This window comes from Ruegeria sp. F5 (genome assembly GCF_056533845.1).
In genome coordinates this window covers 108,907-127,986 of the sequence record NZ_JBQFOU010000014.1, presented here as the reverse complement: position 1 = coordinate 127,986, position 19,080 = coordinate 108,907, and the positions used below count along the sequence as shown (strand labels likewise).

At 60.8% G+C, this 19,080-nt stretch carries 22 protein-coding genes; 10 read left to right on the top strand and 12 right to left on the bottom strand.

Features of this window, described 5'->3' with window-relative positions; translation table 11 throughout:
- From ACR0K1_RS19290 to parC, 3 genes are all read right to left on the bottom strand, one after another.
- On the bottom strand, positions 1–91 hold a 91-nt coding region (locus tag ACR0K1_RS19290; RefSeq protein ID WP_215675807.1), incomplete at its 3' end, for a GTP-binding protein.
- A gap of 116 nt (positions 92–207) precedes the next feature.
- Positions 208–798, bottom strand: a complete 591-nt coding sequence (locus tag ACR0K1_RS19285; protein WP_480612386.1) for a hypothetical protein — start codon at positions 796–798, stop codon at positions 208–210.
- Positions 799–896: 98 nt separating this feature from the next.
- Entirely contained in the window at positions 897–3,245 is a 2,349-nt protein-coding gene (gene parC / locus ACR0K1_RS19280) for a DNA topoisomerase IV subunit A (RefSeq protein WP_480612384.1), read from the bottom strand.
- Positions 3,246–3,445: 200 nt separating this feature from the next.
- On the opposite strand from parC, the gene ACR0K1_RS19275 reads away from it, so the two are divergent.
- From ACR0K1_RS19275 to ACR0K1_RS19250, 6 genes are all read left to right on the top strand, one after another.
- Positions 3,446–4,075 (top strand): SH3 domain-containing protein, encoded by a 630-nt coding sequence (locus tag ACR0K1_RS19275; protein ID WP_480612383.1) that lies wholly within the window; start codon positions 3,446–3,448, stop codon positions 4,073–4,075.
- A 69-nt stretch (positions 4,076–4,144) separates the two neighbouring features.
- Entirely contained in the window at positions 4,145–4,972 is an 828-nt protein-coding gene (locus ACR0K1_RS19270) for an SDR family NAD(P)-dependent oxidoreductase (RefSeq protein WP_480612382.1), read from the top strand.
- Between the two features lie 80 nt (positions 4,973–5,052).
- Positions 5,053–5,256, top strand: coding sequence for a twin transmembrane helix small protein (locus ACR0K1_RS19265; protein ID WP_480612380.1), 204 nt, complete (start codon positions 5,053–5,055; stop codon positions 5,254–5,256).
- Positions 5,257–5,829, top strand: a complete 573-nt coding sequence (locus tag ACR0K1_RS19260) for a cob(I)yrinic acid a,c-diamide adenosyltransferase (RefSeq protein WP_480612379.1) — start codon at positions 5,257–5,259, stop codon at positions 5,827–5,829.
- 183 nt (positions 5,830–6,012) lie between these two features.
- Positions 6,013–6,771 (top strand): electron transfer flavoprotein subunit beta/FixA family protein, encoded by a 759-nt coding sequence (locus tag ACR0K1_RS19255; protein WP_171096053.1) that lies wholly within the window; start codon positions 6,013–6,015, stop codon positions 6,769–6,771.
- Positions 6,771–7,700 (top strand): electron transfer flavoprotein subunit alpha/FixB family protein, encoded by a 930-nt coding sequence (locus ACR0K1_RS19250; RefSeq protein ID WP_480612377.1) that lies wholly within the window; start codon positions 6,771–6,773, stop codon positions 7,698–7,700. Before ACR0K1_RS19255 ends, ACR0K1_RS19250 begins: the two co-directional genes overlap by 1 nt.
- 61 nt (positions 7,701–7,761) lie before the next feature.
- On the opposite strand, the gene ACR0K1_RS19245 is transcribed toward ACR0K1_RS19250, so the two are convergent.
- Positions 7,762–8,589 carry a DUF6473 family protein gene (locus ACR0K1_RS19245; RefSeq protein ID WP_480851515.1) on the bottom strand — a complete coding sequence of 276 codons (828 nt, stop codon included), beginning with the start codon at positions 8,587–8,589 and terminating at the stop codon, positions 7,762–7,764.
- Between the two features lie 160 nt (positions 8,590–8,749).
- Between ACR0K1_RS19245 and ACR0K1_RS19240 the strand changes: the two genes are divergently transcribed.
- Entirely contained in the window at positions 8,750–9,625 is an 876-nt protein-coding gene (locus ACR0K1_RS19240) for a 3-hydroxybutyryl-CoA dehydrogenase (RefSeq protein ID WP_480612374.1), read from the top strand.
- A gap of 49 nt (positions 9,626–9,674) precedes the next feature.
- Here ACR0K1_RS19240 and ACR0K1_RS19235 read toward each other — a convergent pair whose 3' ends face one another.
- From ACR0K1_RS19235 to ACR0K1_RS19205, 7 genes are all read right to left on the bottom strand, one after another.
- Positions 9,675–10,538, bottom strand: coding sequence for a lysophospholipid acyltransferase family protein (locus tag ACR0K1_RS19235; RefSeq protein WP_480612373.1), 864 nt, complete (start codon positions 10,536–10,538; stop codon positions 9,675–9,677).
- A 75-nt stretch (positions 10,539–10,613) separates the two neighbouring features.
- Positions 10,614–10,883, bottom strand: a complete 270-nt coding sequence (locus ACR0K1_RS19230) for an HPr family phosphocarrier protein (protein WP_480612371.1) — start codon at positions 10,881–10,883, stop codon at positions 10,614–10,616.
- A gap of 1 nt (position 10,884) precedes the next feature.
- Positions 10,885–11,292 (bottom strand): PTS sugar transporter subunit IIA, encoded by a 408-nt coding sequence (locus tag ACR0K1_RS19225; protein WP_480612369.1) that lies wholly within the window; start codon positions 11,290–11,292, stop codon positions 10,885–10,887.
- Positions 11,289–12,170: an RNase adapter RapZ gene (gene rapZ, locus ACR0K1_RS19220; protein ID WP_480612367.1), complete on the bottom strand. Its 882-nt coding sequence runs from the start codon at positions 12,168–12,170 to the stop codon at positions 11,289–11,291. Before rapZ ends, ACR0K1_RS19225 begins: the two co-directional genes overlap by 4 nt.
- The gene (locus ACR0K1_RS19215) at positions 12,167–12,637 is read right to left on the bottom strand and encodes an HPr kinase/phosphorylase (RefSeq protein ID WP_480612365.1); all 471 of its coding nucleotides are present in this window, start codon (positions 12,635–12,637) and stop codon (positions 12,167–12,169) included. The genes rapZ and ACR0K1_RS19215 overlap by 4 nt, the downstream gene beginning before the upstream one ends.
- Before the next feature lie 4 nt (positions 12,638–12,641).
- Entirely contained in the window at positions 12,642–14,333 is a 1,692-nt protein-coding gene (locus tag ACR0K1_RS19210) for an ATP-binding protein (protein WP_480612417.1), read from the bottom strand.
- Between the two features lie 59 nt (positions 14,334–14,392).
- Positions 14,393–15,097, bottom strand: coding sequence for a response regulator (locus tag ACR0K1_RS19205; RefSeq protein WP_480612363.1), 705 nt, complete (start codon positions 15,095–15,097; stop codon positions 14,393–14,395).
- Positions 15,098–15,441: 344 nt separating this feature from the next.
- On the opposite strand from ACR0K1_RS19205, the gene ACR0K1_RS19200 reads away from it, so the two are divergent.
- From ACR0K1_RS19200 to ACR0K1_RS19190, 3 genes are all read left to right on the top strand, one after another.
- Positions 15,442–17,040: a phosphoenolpyruvate carboxykinase gene (locus ACR0K1_RS19200; protein ID WP_480851514.1), complete on the top strand. Its 1,599-nt coding sequence runs from the start codon at positions 15,442–15,444 to the stop codon at positions 17,038–17,040.
- Positions 17,041–17,406: 366 nt separating this feature from the next.
- A complete protein-coding gene (locus ACR0K1_RS19195) occupies positions 17,407–17,697 on the top strand; it encodes a hypothetical protein (protein WP_480612361.1) in 291 nt (96 codons plus the stop codon).
- A 33-nt stretch (positions 17,698–17,730) separates the two neighbouring features.
- Positions 17,731–18,273, top strand: coding sequence for a hypothetical protein (locus ACR0K1_RS19190; protein ID WP_480612359.1), 543 nt, complete (start codon positions 17,731–17,733; stop codon positions 18,271–18,273).
- Here the strand turns inward: ACR0K1_RS19190 and ACR0K1_RS19185 are convergent.
- Entirely contained in the window at positions 18,270–19,034 is a 765-nt protein-coding gene (locus ACR0K1_RS19185; protein ID WP_480612357.1) for a sulfite exporter TauE/SafE family protein, read from the bottom strand. The two genes, ACR0K1_RS19190 and ACR0K1_RS19185, sit on opposite strands and share 4 nt — an antisense overlap.
- Between the last annotated feature and the right edge of the window lie 46 nt (positions 19,035–19,080).

The following is a 19,080-nucleotide window of genomic DNA, read 5'->3' as shown; positions in this document are numbered from 1 at the left end:
CTGCGGTCAGCGTGGTCTTGCCGTGGTCAACGTGGCCAATCGTGCCGATGTTGACGTGCGGTTTTGTACGCTCAAACTTTTCCTTTGCCATTCCTCAGGCGCCCTTTTGCGATTTGGGGGACCCTTGGTCCCGTGGTTACATCTGCGCGCGCGAGATATTTGGTTCAAGGGGGAAAATCAAGCACATCCTGCGGGAAAAGCGGTTTGTCACGCTGGATTTTGCGTGACCTCGACGGAATCCAGCGGCTGGATCAGGTCAGGGCGCCCGTCGAACCACCCATTGTCCTTGTGTTCCTCGGCCAGCCATTCCTCGACCCGGTCGGCGACTTTCAGGGCCAGACCGCTCATCTGTTCTTCTTTCGTGCGGGTATTGCCCGAACCCGTCAGAGCGCTTTCGCCGGTCGTGTCCTCCAGCACCTGAAACTGCTTGCCCTTCGCCAGAAACTCTTTCTTGTTCACGTCATAGACATTGACCAGAACGATGGCGGTGCTTTTCGGATTGTAGATCACCGGAATGCCCGGAGGCGCCAGCATGTAACCTTCGAGGCTGATGCCGATGTCATATTCCTGCGCGCCCTCATAGCGCCCCAAGCGAATATCGACAGCATTCTGGATCGCATCGGTCCATTCGTCCGGCGTGGCATCGCGTGATACCGGCCCCTGAACGGCCTTGTCCGCAAAGGCGTAGTTCACGCGCAGTTTGAATTCGCCCAGGCTTTCGGGCTCTTCATAAACTTGCGTCTGGGTGCACGCGCCCATCAGGGCCAGCCCGGTGATCAGTGTCAGAATGCGCAACATGTTATCGTCTCGATAGGCCTGTTTTTCTTTGATCTAGCGCACCGATACGGGTTGTGCCAAGCCGTATCGGCAGAAATTCACTCGGGCGCGGCGCTGGATCACGAGAATTTATAGTCGCGCGGGAAGCCGTAGGGCGGCTTTTTCCCGACGCTGGCGCGTTTGGACAGCCATTGGGACATGTCGGCCTCGTGCCGGGTTTTGTCGCCGCCCATGGACCATTTCAGCCCCTCTTCCCAATTGAAGGTGGTGATGTCGGACAAGCCGCCATCCAGTTCCAGCGTGCCCTGACGCCCGCGCGCCATATTGTACTTTTGCAGGCGAACGCCCTTGCCGCGGGTCATCTCGGGCAGTTCTTCGGTCGGGAAGACGAGGAATTTGCCGTTCTGAGACACCACGGCCACGTGATCGCCCGCAACCGGTTTACAGATCATCGCCGTCTCGCCGCCCTTGACATTCAGAACCTGCTTGCCGTTGCGGGTTTGGGCCAGCACCTCGTCCTCAGGCACCATGAACCCGTTGCCCGCATCCGAGGCCACCAGCAGCTTGCGCCCCGGCTTGTGGATCAGGATGTCGATGATCTGTGCCTCGTTCGGCAGGTCGACCATCAGGCGCAGCGGCTCACCCATGCCGCGCCCGCCGGGCAGGTTGGCGGCGCTGACGGTGTAGAATCGCCCGTTCGAGGCAAAGACCAACAGCCGGTCGGTTGTTTCTGCGTGGAAAATGAAGCGCGGGCCATCACCATCCTTGAACTTCAGTTCGCGTTTCAGGTCGATATGACCGGTCATCGCGCGAATCCAGCCCATCTGAGAGCAGACGACCGTGATCGGTTCTTTGTCGATCATCGCCTCAAGCGGGACTTCTTCGACCTGTCCGGCCTCGGCAAACTGGGTCCGACGTGCGCCGCCTTCGTAATCTTTGCCGAAAGTCTTCTTGGTCTCTTTCAACTGCTCGGCGATTCTGGCCCATTGCAGAGCGGGATCGGCCAAAAGGTCTTCGAGATTGGCGCGCTCCAGCATCAGATCGTCGCGTTCGCGGACCAGTTCCATCTCTTCCAACCGGCGCAGGCTGCGCAGGCGCATGTTGAGGATGGCGTCGACCTGAACCTCGGACAGCTCGCCCTCACCCGGTTTGGGCGTGATGTAGTCGGATTCGTCCGTGGCGCGAACGTGATCAATCCCCCAATCCTCGCGCATCAGCGCGGCTTTGGGGTCGTCGTCATAGCGGATGATGTCGATCACGCGGTCGAGGTTGAGGAAGGCGACGATAAAGCCCTCCAACACCTCCAGCCGATGGTCGATCTTGGCCATGCGATGGCGCGAGCGGCGCAGCAGAACCTCTTGCCGGTGGTCAAGGAAGGCGCGCAGCACTTCCTTCATCGAACAGACCTTGGGCGTCACCCCGTCGATCAGCACGTTCATGTTCAGGCTGAACCGCACCTCGAGGTCCGAGTTGCGGTAGAGCATGCCCATCAGCACCTCGGGGTCCACGTTCTTGGAGCGCGGTTCCAGGATCAGTCGGATGTCATCGGCGGATTCGTCGCGCACGTCAGCGAGGATCGGGATTTTCTTGGTCTGGATCAGCTCGGCGATCTTTTCGATCAGCTTGGATTTCTGAACCTGATAGGGGATCTCGGTGACAACGATCTGCCACTGACCACGACCCAAATCCTCGACCTCGAACTTGCAGCGCAGGCGGAACGAGCCGCGCCCGGTGCGATAGGCCTGCGCGATATTCTCGGGCGGCTCGACGATGACGCCACCGGTCGGGAAATCAGGGCCGGGGACATAGTTCAACAGCGTGTCGTCGCGTGCGTCGGGCGTTTTGATCAGATGCAGACAGGCATCGCACAGTTCGGCAATATTATGCGGTGGAATATTCGTCGCCATCCCCACCGCGATACCGCTTGCCCCGTTGGCCAGCAGGTTCGGAAACTGCGCGGGCAACACGACCGGCTCGGTTAGTGTGCCATCATAGTTGTCGCGGAAATCGACGGCGTCCTCGTTCAGACCTTCCAGCAGCGCTTCCGCCACGATGGTCATCCGCGCCTCGGTGTAACGCGAAGCCGCCGGGTTGTCGCCGTCGATATTGCCGAAATTCCCCTGCCCGTCGACCAGCGGGTAGCGGACGTTGAAGTCCTGCGCCAGACGCGCCATCGCGTCATAGATCGCGGCGTCGCCATGGGGGTGATAGTTGCCCATCACGTCGCCGGAAATCTTTGCGGACTTCCGAAAACCTCCGGTTGCACTGAGTCGCAGCTCTCTCATCGCATAGAGGATTCGCCGGTGCACCGGCTTCAGCCCGTCCCGCGCATCGGGCAGGGCCCGGTGCATGATCGTGGACAAAGCATAGGTCAGGTAGCGCTCACCAATGGCGCGGCGCAGCGGTTCGGCTACCTCGCCCCCGCCTTCGGGGGCCTCCATGTTGGGGTCGTCGATCGTATCGTTCATACATGATGTGATACGACGCACGCGCGCCTTGGTAAAGCAATCGCCGCATATTTTGCTGGGGACAAGTCGCGCTTTTTGCAACAGGGGGAGGCAACCCCCGGATTTCCCCCATTTTTCGACTCGGTCCACAAAATATGCTAGGATTTCATCAATTGAGTTGCTGCCTGTTTTTTGATGTTACGATTGCCGGGGGATGCGCCATGACGCGCCTGATACTAGTTACCTTTGCCGCACTTGGCTGGACTTTCTATGTAATGAGCGGAGGTCCCGATTTCGAACCGCGTGGGTTGCGCGCCGATCAACCAGATCGCGTAGCGGTGGCGCCAAGGCCCGCCCCGAAACCTTTGGTCGAGCCGCCGGTCGAAAAACTTGTGACCCGCGTGGCTTTGCAACCCTCGGATATCGTTCAACCTAAGGCCGATGCCGAACCGGTGTTGGGTGAAGAGGAAACCAAGGCCCTGCTGTCACAGGTCGCCGCAGGGTTGCGGGCCAACCCGTCCCTGTTCGATGACCAGAACGTGACCCTGACGCTGGCATCGCTGGAACAAGGGGTTGCCGGGTTGCAGCAGGTCGTAACGGATGTCGAACCCGAACTGGCGGCAATTCCGACCCCGCCAGAGCCCGAGAAAGACATCCGCGAAATCTCGGGCAACCGGGTGAACATGCGCGATGGCCCCGGCACGATCTATCCCATCATCGGCAAGGCCGTGATCGGCCAGAAAGTCGAAATCCTCAGCGAATCCGGCACCGGCTGGTTGCGCCTGCGCGTGGTACCTACGCAACAGATCGGTTGGATTTCGGCCTCACTCGTCCGGAAATCCAACAACTAGAACCTGCATGTCATTGCTCTGCCGCATTCCTGACCATAGCTATTGGCGCAGGACAAGGTCGGGGATGACATGCAAAAATCAATTCTCATTACAGGCTGTTCATCCGGCATCGGCCTGGACGCCGCACACGGTATGCGTGCACGCGGCTGGCGGGTTTTTGCATCCTGCCGCCAACAGCGGGATTGTGACCGGCTGCGGGCGCAGGGGTTCGAAAGCCCGCGAATCGACTATACCGACGCGGCGACCATCACCGCTGGCCTGGCCGAGGTGATCGAGGCCACGGGCGGCACATTGGACGCGGTCTTCAACAACGGCGCGCACGGTCTGCCCGGCGCGGTCGAGGACCTGCCCACCGACGGCCTGCGCCAGATATTCGAGACCAATTTCTTTGGCTGGCACGAACTGACCCGGCAGGTCATCCCCATCATGCGGGCGCAGGGGCATGGGCGAATCGTCCAGAACTCATCGGTGCTGGGACTGGTGGCAATTCCGTGGCGCGGGGCCTATGTGGCCACGAAATACGCGGTCGAAGGTCTCACCGACACGCTGCGGATGGAACTGCGGGGCACCGACATCAAGGTCATCCTGATCGAACCCGGCCCGGTCACGTCGAAAATCCGCGTGAACTCGATCCCGATGTTCGAACGGTTCATCGACTGGCAGAACTCGGCCCTGCGCGAAAAATACGAGGCCGGTTTGCTGAAGCGGCTCTACGAATCCTCGGGCCCCGACCGGTTCGAATTGCCGGCCTCGGCGGTAACCAGAAAGCTGGCCCATGCGATCGAATCCCGCAGGCCCCGGGCGCGGTACTACGTGACGACCCCCACCTATATCGCCGGATATCTGCGCCGCGTCCTGCCCACCCGCGCGATCGATCGCATTCTGTCTGCGGGCTGAGGAAAAAAACCTGTTCGCTTTTGGCGCGACAAGGGCTAGATCAGGCCAATCGCAACAATAACACTAAAGACGGTGAATTCATGGACCTCTTGATGGTCGTTTTGCTTCTGGCCATGGCGGCCGTGGTCGTTGTTCTGACTTTGGGCATCGCCAATTTCGGCAAGGGCGGCATGGAAGCTGCGAAGAAAAGTAACAAGATGATGCGCCTGCGTATCCTGTTTCAGTTCATTGCCGTCGTGCTGATCGTGCTTTTCGTCTGGCTGCGCGGGCAAGGAGTGCAATAGATGGTCGTCCTGAACAAGATTTACACCCGCACCGGCGATGACGGCAAAACCGCTTTGGGCAATGGTGAGCGTGTAGCCAAGTATTCGGGCCGCGTCACGGCCTATGGTACGGTCGACGAGTTGAACGCCTTTGTCGGCGTCGCCCGCACCGAAGCGGACGGCGGCACCGACGCCGCCCTCGCCCGCATCCAGAACGACCTGTTCGATCTGGGCGCAGACTTCTGCCGCCCCGACATGGAAAAAGATGCCGAGGCCGACTATCCGCCCCTGCGCATCGCGCCCGCTCAGATCGACCGGCTCGAGGCCGAGATCGACGCGATGAACGCCGATCTGGAGCCGCTGCGCAGTTTCATCCTGCCGGGCGGCTCGCGTTTGGCGGCCCATCTGCATGTCTGCAGAACGGTCTCGCGCCGGGCCGAGCGGCTGGCCGTTGAACTGACCAATATGGAACCGGTGAACGCGGTGGCAGTGAAATACCTCAACCGTCTCAGCGACTGGTTCTTTGTTGCGGCCCGTTGCGCCAATAACGGCGGCAAGGATGATGTTTTGTGGATTCCCGGCGCCAACCGCTAGGCGCCCGTTCCCCACACCCCGGCCCTGCGCTTCCGCGCGCCGAAAAAAGCGCAAAACGCGACGTCCCAAATGCATGACGTGACGATTTTGCTCTGTCGCAGGTGGGGCTGAGACGCTATGCAGTCCCCCGAGAGCATTGGTGGGCCTCGCGGCTTACCATTTTTTGTGAGGAGCAAGCGCAAAATGAAGGTACTCGTGCCTGTCAAACGCGTGATTGACTATAACGTGAAGGTCCGTGTTAAGGCGGACGGGAGCGGAGTTGATCTCGCCAATGTCAAAATGTCGATGAACCCGTTCGACGAAATTGCTGTTGAAGAAGCGATTCGCCTGAAGGAAGCGGGCAAGGCGGATGAAGTCGTTGCCGTTTCGATCGGCGTCAAGCAGGCGCAGGAGACGCTGCGCACGGCGCTGGCGATGGGTGCGGACCGTGCCATTCTGGTGGTTGCGGCGGATGACGTGCACACCGATATCGAGCCTCTGGCGGTGGCCAAGATCCTCGCCAAAGTGGTCGAGGAAGAGCAGCCGGGCATCGTTCTGGCGGGCAAGCAGGCGATCGACAACGACATGAACGCCACCGGCCAGATGCTGTCGGCCCTGCTGGGCTGGTCGCAGGGCACCTTTGCCTCGGAACTGGACATCGAAGGCGACAGCGCGAAGATCACTCGTGAAGTTGACGGCGGGTTGCAGACCATCAGCGTCAAGATGCCGACCATCGTGACGGTCGATTTGCGCCTGAACGAGCCGCGCTATGCCTCGCTGCCCAACATCATGAAGGCGAAGAAAAAGCCGCTGGATGAAAAAACCGCCGCCGATTACGGCGTCGATGTCACCCCGCGTCTGGAAATCGTCAAGACCGACGAGCCGCCGGCGCGCGCCGCCGGTATCGTTGTGGGCTCGGTCGACGAGCTGGTCGAGAAACTCAAAGAAGCGGGGGCTGTGTAATGGCTGTACTTCTGCTTGCCGAAGTCAACAATGGTGAGTTGTCGCTGGACGCCACCGCCAAGGCTGTCAACGCTGCGAAAGCTCTGGGTGACGTGACCGTTCTGGCCGCGGGCGGCTCTGCCGCTGCCGCCGGTGAGGCTGCCGCCAAGATCGACGGTGTGGCACGCGTTCTGGTCGCCGAGGATGCCTCGCTGGGGCACCGCCTGGCGGAATCGACCGCGGCGCTGATCGTGTCGCTGGCCGATGGCTACGAGCATATCGTGGCACCGGCAACCACCGACGCCAAGAACGTGATGCCGCGCGTGGCCGCGCTGCTGGACGTGATGGTGATCTCGGATGCGTCGGGCGTGGTGGATGGCTCGACGTTTGAACGCCCGATCTATGCGGGCAACGCGATCCAGACCGTGAAATCGAGCGACGCCAAGAAGGTCGTCACCCTGCGGACCGCCAGCTTCGATGCGGCAGGCGAAGGCGGCTCGGCCCCGGTCGAAACCATCTCGGTTCCGGGCTCCGAAGGCCTGTCGGAATGGGTCGAGGACAAGGTGGCGGAAAGCGACCGTCCGGAACTGACCTCGGCTGGCGCGGTTGTCTCGGGCGGCCGTGGGGTTGGCTCGGAAGAGGACTTCAAGCTGATCGAAACGCTGGCCGACAAGCTGGGTGCCGCCGTTGGCGCCTCGCGTGCAGCAGTCGATTCGGGCTATGCGCCGAACGACTGGCAAGTGGGTCAGACCGGCAAGGTTGTCGCCCCTGATCTGTATGTCGCGGTCGGCATCTCGGGCGCGATCCAGCACCTTGCGGGCATGAAGGACTCGAAGGTCATCGTGGCGATCAACAAGGACGAAGAGGCACCGATCTTCCAGGTCGCCGATTTCGGCCTCGTCGCCGACCTGTTCCAGGCAGTGCCGGAACTGACCGAGAAACTCGGCTGATCACAGCCATAGATTTTTCTGCGGAAAATCCTGGAACGGCCCGCCAATTGGCGGGCCTTTTTCAATTCAGATCGCTGATCGCAGAATATAGCGCATCCGCGATCCGGCGATGCGAGGCCGGTCCGATCATATGTTCGGCCATGGGCTGCTGCAGGGTTCCGAACAGCAAGTCCTCAATCTCGTCCGAGTCGCCGGACATCTGGACGCTGAGTTCAACGATACCGGCGCAAAGCGGTCTCAGCCGCTCGACCATATCGGCGCCGACAAAAACCGGATCACAGCCAAGCGGGCCGCCATGTTCAGCCGCAATCTCACCTTCCACGCGCAGCCACAGCAGAATGACCGGCGGCTCGATCTGTTGCAGCAGGGTGCCCATCGTCCGGGTCCATTTCTGGCGCAACTCCTGTGCCACGACCTCGTACCGCGCATCGGAACATGCGTGCAGCCGCCCCAGCAGGTGGCGGACGAAATGCACATCCGTGACGTCCAGGTCCGGATACAAGGTGACCAGGTCCTCGGTCGGGGCGAGGAACCGGTCGTTGCGGCGCGGATGGACTTTGTAAAATCGATTCGACTTCCCCAGCGCGCCCGGCACCTGCATCACACAAAGCTCGGCCGCATTGGCCAGTTTCAGCAGGTCGGCATCCTGCGACAGCGCCTCCAACCCGCAGAACAGGCTTCCGAAATTGACGCATTTGCGATCCAGACGCTGTTCCAGAGAGGCCGCAAATGGCGTGTCGACAAAACGCCCAAACGTTTCATCCCCGCCCAGACAGGCCAGATAGGACCCGTCCAACGATCGCTTCGGCCCGCGAAACTGCAGCTTCGATGCCCCGTATTGGCACACGTGGTCTTCGGGCAATCCCGCGCCCGTTTGATGATAGCTCATGACACTCACCCATTTTTCACCCGGCTGCCATCCTGCCGCCTTGGGTCTTGAGAAAATGCTAATGTGCGCATTTGAAGCAAATCTGAGCCAACCGAGTCCCTTGCCGCCCGCCCCGAACTGCCGGTAATGTCGCGGCAACCTTAGAACAAAGGCACTGAACATGGATGTAAAATCGGTCGGAGTGATTGGCGCGGGCCAGATGGGCAACGGCATTGCCCATGTATTGGCGCTGGCGGATTATGATGTGCTGTTGAACGATGTCAGCCAGGACGCGCTGGACCGCGCCGTGACCACGATTGAAGGCAATCTGGCGCGTCAGGTGTCGCGGGGGAAGGTCTCGGAGGAGGCCATGCAGGGGGCGCTGAAGCGGATCACCACGACGCTGGACCTGCCGCAGCTAGGGCAGACCGATCTGGTGATCGAAGCGGCGACCGAGCGCGAGACGATCAAGCAGGCGATCTTTGAGGACCTGCAGCCGCATCTTCTGCCGCATACGATCTTGACCTCGAACACATCCTCGATCTCGATCACCCGACTGGCCAGCCGGACGGACCGGCCCGAGCGGTTCATGGGTTTTCACTTCATGAACCCGGTACCGGTGATGCAACTGGTGGAACTGATTCGCGGCATCGCGACCGATGAAGAGACGTTCAGCACCTGCAAGTCCGTGGTGGACCGGCTTGGCAAGACCGCCGCCAGCGCCGAGGATTTTCCCGCCTTCATTGTGAACCGCATCCTGATGCCGATGATCAACGAGGCGGTCTATACGCTGTATGAAGGTGTGGGCAATGTTCAGTCCATCGACCAGTCGATGAAGCTGGGTGCCAATCACCCGATGGGGCCGCTGGAACTGGCGGATTTCATCGGGCTGGATACCTGTCTGGCGATCATGAACGTGCTGCATGACGGGTTGGCGGACACCAAGTATCGCCCCTGCCCGCTGCTGACCAAATATGTCGAGGCCGGATGGCTGGGCCGCAAGACCGAGCGCGGGTTTTACGATTATCGCGAAGAGGTTCCGGTTCCGACACGGTAAAGGGGCCAGCGCCCTCGCCCGGAGTATTTTGGACAGATAACGTTTCGGATCAGGCGTCGGGTGTCTGGCCCAGTTCCATCGTGCGTTTTCTGAGCCAGGCCATGAAGCCGCGCGGGTCGCGTTCCAGCAATTGCATGTCTTCGTCCGAAACCGGATTGCCGATCACCGGGGATTGCGGTTTGTTGCAGGAGCGGACGATCTCGTGCAGCAGCAGGCCCTGCCGCAGGATCGCGGACAGTTTGTTGGCGATCTGGTAGGCGCGAGAGTTGCGGCCCGGGAAGAAGATCGGCACCACCTGAGCGCCCGAACGGCGGATCATCTTGGCGGTAAAGACGTTCCATTCGCGTTCGATGGCCGGGCCGAACCAGTCATCCGACGACATCACCACTCCGGACGGGAACAGGGCCACGACGCCGCCGTTTTTCAGATGCTCCATCGCCTTGCCACGCATTTCCAGCATTTTGGCCTGCGCCTCGGGGTCGTGCGGGAAGGGGACGGGGATCATGAACGAGGTCGCGGCCTCGTCCAGCCCGGTCAGGACCGAGCGGGTCAGAATGCGGTAGTCGCTACGCACCCGTCCGATCAGTTCGGCCAGGATCATACCGTCGACCATGCCATGCGGATGGTTTGCGACGACAACAACCGGGCCTTTCTTGGGAATGCGGTCCATCTGGTCCTGCGGGGTGGTCAGGTCGATCCCCATGATATCCAGCGCGCCGCGCCAGAATCTCTGGCCCCGGTAGTATTCGTTCTTTTTCTCGAACTTGTTGACCATCCGCAAAATGGTCAGCTTGCCGGTGCACCATTCGATGGCGCGGATGGCCGTTGCGGTCCAGGCGTCGTCGAACGAGTTCGCATAGGTCAGGGTTCTACGGTCGTAGATTTCGCCCTCATCCGCGGTCCCATCCACCATCGGGCCTGTCTTGGTTTCGTGCGTCGTTTCCGCCAATTCCTGGTCTTCCCGTTCTTCCTGTCCCGGCGGGGCGGTTCAGAACCCCTCTCCGAACTTGTCGTTCACAAGAGCTTCCAGGGCTTCTGCCAATGCCTCAGCATCCGGCCCGGACGTCTCGACGTCAATAGTGGTTCCGCGCGAGGCTGCCAACATCAAAAGACCCATGATACTGTCGCCCGAGGCAGAAAGTCCGTCTTTGGACACCTCGGCGCGGGCATCAAAGCCTTCGACCAGTTCCACAAGCTTGGCCGAGGCGCGGGCGTGCAGACCTTTTTCGTTAATGATTTTCAGGCTTCGGCAGGTCATTTCAGTCAATCCGGTCTTCGTCCAATGTCACATTTTGCGCATTGATGTACTTCCGTCCAGCCTCCATCGCGCGGCGCACCGCATCGGCAACCGGCAGGTGGCGGCTTTTGGCCAATTTGATCAGCATCGGAAGATTTGCGCCATAAAGGATGCGCCGATCCTGCGGCGCGCAGGCCCGCAGGCTGAGATTCGACGGGCTGCCGCCAAACAGGTCGGTCACGATGACAACGCCGTCGCCCACGTCAACCTCATCGGCGGCGCGGCAGATTTCGGCCTGTTTTTCGTCGCGGTTGTGGTCGGCCTCGATCGCGATGGCCTTCAGGCCGGGCTGCGGTCCGACCACATGCTGCATGGCGGACAGGTACTCCTGAGCCAACCCCCCATGCGCTACGATCACTATCCCGATCAATCCGGCCTCACATTCAACGCGCGTCGTTCCATTTCGCGGTGCCTAATTGCCACCTGCTGCCCCCTTTCTGCAAGGGCTTTCGCAACCGCTTCGGCCATGGCGACGGATCGGTGCTGCCCGCCCGTGCAGCCGAACGCCACGGACAGGTGGGCTTTGCCTTCGGCGCGAAAGGCCGGCAGCAAGAGGGTCAGCATATCCACGACACGGTCGAAAAACGGTGCGTAGTTCGTATCGGACTGTACATAGTGCGCCACATCCGGGTTTCGACCATCTGCCGCCCGCAATTCGGGGCGCCAATAGGGGTTGGCCAGAAACCGGCAGTCAAACACCATGTCCAGACCCCGCGGCAGGCCGCGCTTGTACGAGAAGGATTCGATCGACACCGCCAGATGCCGACCGTCCTTGGGGGCGAACCAGTGTTCAACCTCTTCGCGCAACTGGTGCACGTTCAATGCGCTGGTGTCGATCAGGGTGTCGGCAATCTCGCGGATCGGGGCCAGCAGCTCTTTTTCCTGCCGCACGCCGGTTTCCGGGCTGGAATCGCGCGCCACCGGGTGCCGCCTGCGCGTTTCCGAGAATCGCCGCAACAGCACATCGTCACTGCAATCCAGATACAGGACTGTCAGATCGACCTGCGCCATCCGGCCCAGCTTGGCCGCCAGTTCGATAAACCCGATGGTCGAGAAATCCCGGTTGCGGGCGTCGATGCCAAGGGCCATCGGGCGGTCGCTGTCGGCCCCGTCCAAAAGTCGGGACAACAGCCCCATCGGCAGATTGTCGATGGCTTCGAACCCCAGATCCTCGAGCACGTGGATCGCCGTGGACCGGCCCGCGCCCGAGGGGCCCGTCACCAGTACGATGCGCCGTTGCGAAGTCATGTCCCGGGCCAATCCGTGGTCACGCGTCCCATCCTGAGAAGTTGGATCAAAGCTTCCGCCAAATTGGGCAGGTCGGCCCCGCGAAGCAAGGGAACAGATTGCCTCAGCACCTGCGTGGTTTCGGGTTCCGGCAGGCGGGCGTTTTCGGTTTGGTCCAGATCGATGACATAGGCCAGCGGCGCGGGGCCACAAGGCGTGGCCCGCAACAGGCCGATACCGCGCGCCTCGATCAGGCCCGAGATGTGCGGAACGGCACCGGCCATGACCTGATCCTTGTCCATGTGCAGATTGACACGGTCATCGGCGACCAGCCCCGCCCCCAGCGCCATCATGCGCAGACCAAGGCCGGATTTGCCCGACCCCGAGGTACCGACGATCAGAAGCCCCTTGCCATCGACGGCAACGCAAGTTGCATGAACACAGGCGCTGTCCTGATTTGAAGCATCTGACAGGGCCGCTATGGTCATGGTGTCAGACCGGCAGCCCCACGACAAAACGCGCGCCCAGCGGGTCCGAGGTGATGTCGGCCTCGGTCGGGCGGATGTTCTCGGCCCAGATCACGCCGCCATGGGCCTCGACAATCTGTTTCGAAATGGCCAGACCCAGGCCCGAATTGTTCCCGAAATGCTCGGCAGGGCGTTGCGAATAGAAGCGTTTGAACACTTTGGTCAGCGATTCTTCGGGGATGCCGGGGCCGGTATCTTCGACCACTACCAGCACGCGGTTGTCGCGCTTGCGGACCCAGACCCGGATCGCATCGCTTTCTTCGCAGAAGGAAATCGCGTTGGTGATGAGGTTGACAAAGACCTGCGCCAAACGGGCTTCCAACCCGTTAACCACGATGGGATCGGTCGGCAAGTCGGTGATGTAGTCGATGCCTTTCGACCGCGCATCCTCTCCCAGAAACTGCCCGATATTGCCCAGCAGTTTCAGCAGGTCAAAGGGCTGTTCTTCCTCTTTGACCAGTTCCGCATCCAGACGCGAGGCGTTCGAGATGTCGCTGACCAGACGGTCCAGCCGTTTCACGTCATGCTCGATCACGCCCAGCAGTTTTTCGCGCTGATCGTCGCGCTTGACCATGCGCAGTGTGCCGACCGCCGATTGCAGGCTGGCCAGCGGGTTCTTGATCTCATGCGCCACGTCGGCGGCGAATTGTTCGTTTGCGTCGATCCGGTTGTAAAGCGCCGTCACCATCCCGCGCAGGGCCTGGCTAAGGCGTCCGATCTCATCCGGGCGGGCGCTCAGGTCGGGGATGCGGATACGGCCGGGATTGACGCCGGTGCCACGGTCCTTGCCCATTTCGGCAGCAGCGGCCAGATCGGCTAGCGGATTGGCGATGGTCGAGGCCAGCACAAGGCTAAGCCCGATGGACACCAGCAGGGCCACCACGAACATCTGCAGCACACGTTCCTGTTCGCGCCGGGCCAGCGCGTCAATTTCACCGGCAGGCCCGGTAATCGCAACCGCACCGGCGGGGATGCCCTCGTACAGGATCGGCGCGGCGGCCACGATCACGGTATCGCCCGCATCATCGGAAACCGCCTGCACCTGATTCTGGCCCTGCAGCGCGGTCGGAACGATGGTCTGAACCCGCTGCGCGAGGGTGGGCGCCTCAACTTCCGACGACCAGTTGAAGATACGCGACAGGCCGGTCCAGACCGCGTTCAGCGTGTCACTGATCACCGTGCTTCCGGTCTGCAAATCCGCATCCGAGCGCAACAGCACCGGCAGTTCCGACTGCGGAGACGCCCCTCGGGTCCAGCCGATCAGGGTGCCGCTGGAATCGTAGACGAACACCTCGCCGCCTTCGGGCAGGCTCAGGCCCGCCAACGTGTCCTTGACGTCCAGATCAGCAGCGTTGCGGGGATTTTGCGCGCTGCCCTGCCGCAACTGCGTCTCGAAAACGTTGCTGACCAGCTGCGCGTCGCCCATCAGGTTGCGCGCGGTCTGCTGAACCTGTTCCTTGCGGGTGTCGTTCAGGTAAAGCAACCCGGTCACGAGAATGACCAGCGCGATCAGGTTGAAAGTGATGATCTTGCGCGCCAGCGGCGAGCCGCGCAGGGAAAACAGGTTCCGCCTGGATCGCTTCTGCTGCAGCTCTACCGACTCGGGGTCCTGCGGGATAACCCAGTCATCCCCCAGAACGACGTCACCGTCGCGCATTTCGTCGGATCGTTCAGTGTCGCGCACGGAACCCCATTACCTCTTGTAGACGGCCACGCCTATTCTTCGTTGTATCTGTACCCGATCCCGTACAGGGTTTCGATGGCCGAAAACTCTGGGTCTGCTGCGCGCATCTTCTTGCGCAGGCGTTTGATGTGGCTGTCGATCGTGCGGTCGTCCACATAGACCTGATCGTCATAGGCCACATCCATCAGCTGGTCGCGGCTTTTGACAAAGCCCGGACGCTGGGCCAGCGCCTGCAGCAACAGGAACTCGGTCACGGTCAAGGACACATCGGCCCCCTTCCAGCTGACCGCGTGGCGCAGCGGGTCCATCCGCAATTCACCCCGTTCCATCACCTTGGTGTCGCCGGTATTGGCGGCAGCGGCATCGCCGCTTGTGGCCTCTTGCCGGCGCAGCAGCGCGCGGATGCGTTCCACCAGCAAACGTTGCGAGAAAGGCTTTTTTACATAGTCATCCGCGCCCATGCGCAGGCCCAGAACCTCGTCGATCTCGTCATCTTTCGAGGTCAGGAAAATAACTGGCATCTGCGTCTTCTGGCGCAGCCGCTGCAGCAAATCCATGCCGTCCATACGCGGCATCTTGATATCCAGCACGGCCATATCCGGAAGCTTCTTGTTGAACGCGTCCAGAGCGGCCTGCCCGTCATTGTAAGTTTCGACCTCGAAACCTTCGGCTTCAAGCGTCATGGACACGGACGTCAGTATGTTTCTGTCGTCGTCCACCAGTGCAATCTTCGACATCGGGTTCACCCCTATTCCTGCTCACTCACGCAATAATACGCTTTTTTGTAAGACATTGTTGGCGGTTTTGATCTACCGAATCAATCCGTAACCACGAATCGTGCCATTCTTGCGGCAGGTATGCGGCAAAATTGCCTTGCCCTGCCCGAATTGTTGCCCTGAATAGAGGCAGGCAATTCGTGATGGCGCTAAACCTGTGCTTGGTTGCGCTAACTCGCCGAACCCGCCTGTTCATGCCCCAAAATACCATGATAAGAGGCGCTTGACCGCCGGACTAATTCCGGCATCTGCCCCAAAGGCGCATCCGGCCCAGAGCCCTCGCGCCGCCACAGGAGAAGACACACATGACATCTGGACGGGTTAACCCGCAATTCCGCCTCGAGGATCAGGGCATCGAGGGTCTGGGACATGTCTATTACAACTTCATGGAACCGGCGCTGATCGAAGAGGCGCTGAAGCGCGGCGAAGGCACCCTTGGCAATGGCGGTGCGTTTCTGGTCACGACCGGCAAGTTCACCGGCCGCTCGCCCAAGGACAAGCATGTCGTCAAGACCGACAGCGTCGCCGACACCATCTGGTGGGAAAACAATGCCGAGATGACCCCGGATGGCTTTGACGCGCTGTACCAGGACATGCTGGCCCATATGAAGGGCCGCGACTATTTCGTGCAGGACCTCGTCGGCGGGGCCGATCCCAGCTTTTCGATCAACGTGCGCATGGTCACCGAACTGGCCTGGCACAACCTGTTCATCCGCCATCTGCTGCGCCGCCCGGATCGTGAGGATCTGGACGATTTCACCGCAGATTTCACTGTCATCAACTGCCCCAGCTTCCAGGCCGACCCGGCCAAACACGGCTGCCGGTCCGAGACTGTGATTGCGCTTAACTTTGACCGCAAGATGATCCTGATCGGCGGTACCGAATATGCCGGTGAGAACAAGAAATCCGTCTTTACCCTGCTGAACTACATGCTGCCGGAAAAAGGCGTGATGCCGATGCACTGCTCGGCCAACCACGCCGTTGGCAACCCGGTCGATACGGCTGTGTTCTTCGGCCTGTCGGGCACCGGCAAGACCACCCTGTCCGCCGATCCGGCGCGGGTTCTGATCGGCGACGACGAACATGGCTGGTCGGACCGCGGCACCTTCAACTTCGAGGGCGGCTGCTATGCCAAGACGATCAACCTGAACGCCGAGGCCGAACCCGAGATCTACGCCACGACCAGCAAGTTCGGCACCGTGATCGAGAACATGGTGTTCGACCCCGAGACCAAAGAGCTGGATTTCAACGATGACTCGCTGACTGCGAACATGCGCTGTGCCTATCCGCTGGAATATATCTCGAACGCATCGAAATCGGCACTGGGCGGGCACCCGAAGAACATCATCATGCTGACCTGCGATGCCTTCGGTGTTCTGCCTCCGATCGCGCGGCTGACGCCTGCGCAGGCGATGTATCACTTCCTGTCGGGCTTCACGTCGAAGGTTGCAGGCACCGAGCGTGGCGTGACCGAACCGCAGCCCACATTCTCGACCTGCTTCGGCGCGCCCTTCATGCCGCGCCGCCCCGAGGCCTATGGCAACCTGCTGCGCGACAAGATCGCCCAGCACGGCGCCACCTGCTGGCTGGTCAACACCGGCTGGACCGGCGGTGCTTATGGCGTGGGCAGCCGGATGCCGATCAAGGCCACCCGTGCCCTGCTGACCGCTGCCCTGGAAGGTTCGCTGGCTGACGCCGAATTCCGCAAGGATGCGAATTTCGGCTTTGACGTGCCCGTCTCGGTGCCCGGCGTTCCCGAGGTTCTGCTGGACCCGCGCCGCACCTGGGACGATCAGGCCGCGTTCGACAAGCAGGCCGAGAAGCTGGTGCAGATGTTTGCCGAGAATTTCGAGCAATACGTCCCGTTCATCGATGAGGATATCAAAGCCGTCGCAATCGGCTGATCCGGATCAAGGGGCGTTCGCGCCCCTTCTTCTTTCCGGGCACCTGTGTGCCCTTTGATCACCTTAGAGTTGCGAAATTAACGGATTAGTTACGAATGCATTGCCCGTCGCTAAAACATCGGGTAAATCTGCTGCCTATTAGACTGAATAAGCCCGGCGCTGACGCACCGGGCCGAAATTGAAAATACCTATGGGCGGCTCATGCAAACACACTCACGTTGGCGATTTGAGCAACCTAATCAGACGTGTAGTCTATAAGTATGGGGATATGTGTCAATATGGGACTTGCTGAAAAATATCTTGTTCAGCCTGTTTCGACTCGTGGTGAATTTGCGGGCTTTGGCGCAGGCAACAACAGGTAAATCAATGACAGAAATCTCGAAACTCACCGAGCTGCGCAAGCTGATGCAGAGCATGGAACAGACCCTTGGGCTGGAAAAGCTCTCTCCGGTTGAACGCGATATCTACTACGCGGCCGAAGAACTTTCCAAAGCCGATCAAGAGGTCCGCACCTTCGGTCTGATCGAACACACGCTGGTCAAAAGCGTGTCGCGCCCGACCTTTTTCCGCGCCCTGAAGTCGCTGGTCGAAAAAGGCTACTTGTCGCAAAGCGGTACGGCCAACCGGGGACGGTATATCGTTCATGCCCCCAGATGACGCCCCGAACCTGCGTTTCGGTGACTGACCACCGTGCGCAACTGGGCTTCTGACACCGTATACGCCTCACTGGCTTACGTTCTGGCGTGGTTCCTCTCGTTCGAGGTGCTGATGCCGTTGCAGAACGTGTTCTTTCCTGAATATCCCAGCCGGGCCAGCCTGTTGTTCCTGCCGCATGGCGTGCGGGTTCTGTCGGCGTGGCTGATGGGGTGGCGGGCCATACCCGCCCTGCTGCCCGGCGTGTTTTTCGTCTTTTGGTATGTCGGCGGGTCGGACGTCTTTCTGCCCAGCCGCCTGCTGGCCATCACGATTGCTGTCACCACCGTTCCTGCCGTGTTCTACCTGCTCAAATGGGCGGGATGGGACCTGTTTCCACGGGCCGACCGCAAACCCTGCTGGAGCTGCATCATGGGCGTCGGGGTGATCACCTCATTCCTGGTGTCCATGCTGACCAATCTGGCCTTTGGCAGTGCAACCGCCGAATACATCGCCTATCTGATCGGCGATATCTCGGGCCTGTTCTTCCTGATGCTGGGCCTCTATTTCGCCTTCCGTTTCGCCGAGAACGGGCGTTAACCCACAAGCCCGCGCCGCAGCAGGTTCAGACCGGCCACAAGCAACACCCAAAGCGTCGCCTTGCGAAAACTCGCCTGATCGATCCGGTTCTGCAGACGCACGCCAATCCACATCCCGGCCAAGGCGGGCAGTATCAGCGCGGCGGACAGCGGAACCGTATCGGCACGCAGAATCCCCGACCCCAGATGCGCTATCACAAGGGCCACCGCACCCAGCCCGTAAATGACGCCCTGAATGCGGATCTGTTCCAGTTTCGGCGTGTTCAGCGCCGTCAGATAGGCAACGGTCGGCGGCCCCCAAACGCCGGACATGCCGCCCACCAGCCCGGCAACCGACCCGACCAACGCCTCGATCCGCGCCGAAGGGTGATGGATCACCAGACGCACGCCCAACACCTGTATCAGCGCAAAGAACGTGACCGGAATGCCGATCATCAGCAGGAAGGCCGATGGCGGCAGGATGCTGACGAACTGCGCCCCCGCCAGCAGAAAGATCAGCCCCACGATCAGAAACACCCGGAATCTGCGGATCGATTGCACCGCCGCGCCTGTCCCTTCGCGCAGGGCCTGCACCCCGTTGGTGACAAGCGTGGGCAGGATCAGCCCGGCCAGCGCCAGATTGGGCGGCATGATCATGCTGAGACCCGAGACCAGGATCATGGGCATCGCGAAACCGACCATGCCTTTGACGCAGCCCGCCACAAAGGCGATCAGGATGGCCAGCGCAAATTCCAGTGGCGTGAGTGCGGAAAAAAATGTCATGACCTCTCAATATCATCCACCGGGCGCTCTGCACCTGCAAAATGAA

Coding starts and splice junctions, on each gene's coding strand:
- ACR0K1_RS19285 (WP_480612386.1), bottom strand. CDS start 798: ATGTTGCGCATTCTGACACTGATCACCGGGCTGGCCCTGATGGGCGCG.
- parC (WP_480612384.1), bottom strand. CDS start 3,245: ATGAACGATACGATCGACGACCCCAACATGGAGGCCCCCGAAGGCGGG.
- ACR0K1_RS19275 (WP_480612383.1), top strand. CDS start 3,446: ATGACGCGCCTGATACTAGTTACCTTTGCCGCACTTGGCTGGACTTTC.
- ACR0K1_RS19270 (WP_480612382.1), top strand. CDS start 4,145: ATGCAAAAATCAATTCTCATTACAGGCTGTTCATCCGGCATCGGCCTG.
- ACR0K1_RS19265 (WP_480612380.1), top strand. CDS start 5,053: ATGGACCTCTTGATGGTCGTTTTGCTTCTGGCCATGGCGGCCGTGGTC.
- ACR0K1_RS19260 (WP_480612379.1), top strand. CDS start 5,257: ATGGTCGTCCTGAACAAGATTTACACCCGCACCGGCGATGACGGCAAA.
- ACR0K1_RS19255 (WP_171096053.1), top strand. CDS start 6,013: ATGAAGGTACTCGTGCCTGTCAAACGCGTGATTGACTATAACGTGAAG.
- ACR0K1_RS19250 (WP_480612377.1), top strand. CDS start 6,771: ATGGCTGTACTTCTGCTTGCCGAAGTCAACAATGGTGAGTTGTCGCTG.
- ACR0K1_RS19245 (WP_480851515.1), bottom strand. CDS start 8,589: ATGAGCTATCATCAAACGGGCGCGGGATTGCCCGAAGACCACGTGTGC.
- ACR0K1_RS19240 (WP_480612374.1), top strand. CDS start 8,750: ATGGATGTAAAATCGGTCGGAGTGATTGGCGCGGGCCAGATGGGCAAC.
- ACR0K1_RS19235 (WP_480612373.1), bottom strand. CDS start 10,538: ATGGTGGATGGGACCGCGGATGAGGGCGAAATCTACGACCGTAGAACC.
- ACR0K1_RS19230 (WP_480612371.1), bottom strand. CDS start 10,883: ATGACCTGCCGAAGCCTGAAAATCATTAACGAAAAAGGTCTGCACGCC.
- rapZ (WP_480612367.1), bottom strand. CDS start 12,170: ATGACTTCGCAACGGCGCATCGTACTGGTGACGGGCCCCTCGGGCGCG.
- ACR0K1_RS19215 (WP_480612365.1), bottom strand. CDS start 12,637: ATGACCATAGCGGCCCTGTCAGATGCTTCAAATCAGGACAGCGCCTGT.
- ACR0K1_RS19210 (WP_480612417.1), bottom strand. CDS start 14,333: ATGCGCGACGGTGACGTCGTTCTGGGGGATGACTGGGTTATCCCGCAG.
- ACR0K1_RS19205 (WP_480612363.1), bottom strand. CDS start 15,097: ATGTCGAAGATTGCACTGGTGGACGACGACAGAAACATACTGACGTCC.
- ACR0K1_RS19200 (WP_480851514.1), top strand. CDS start 15,442: ATGACATCTGGACGGGTTAACCCGCAATTCCGCCTCGAGGATCAGGGC.
- ACR0K1_RS19195 (WP_480612361.1), top strand. CDS start 17,407: ATGACAGAAATCTCGAAACTCACCGAGCTGCGCAAGCTGATGCAGAGC.
- ACR0K1_RS19185 (WP_480612357.1), bottom strand. CDS start 19,034: ATGACATTTTTTTCCGCACTCACGCCACTGGAATTTGCGCTGGCCATC.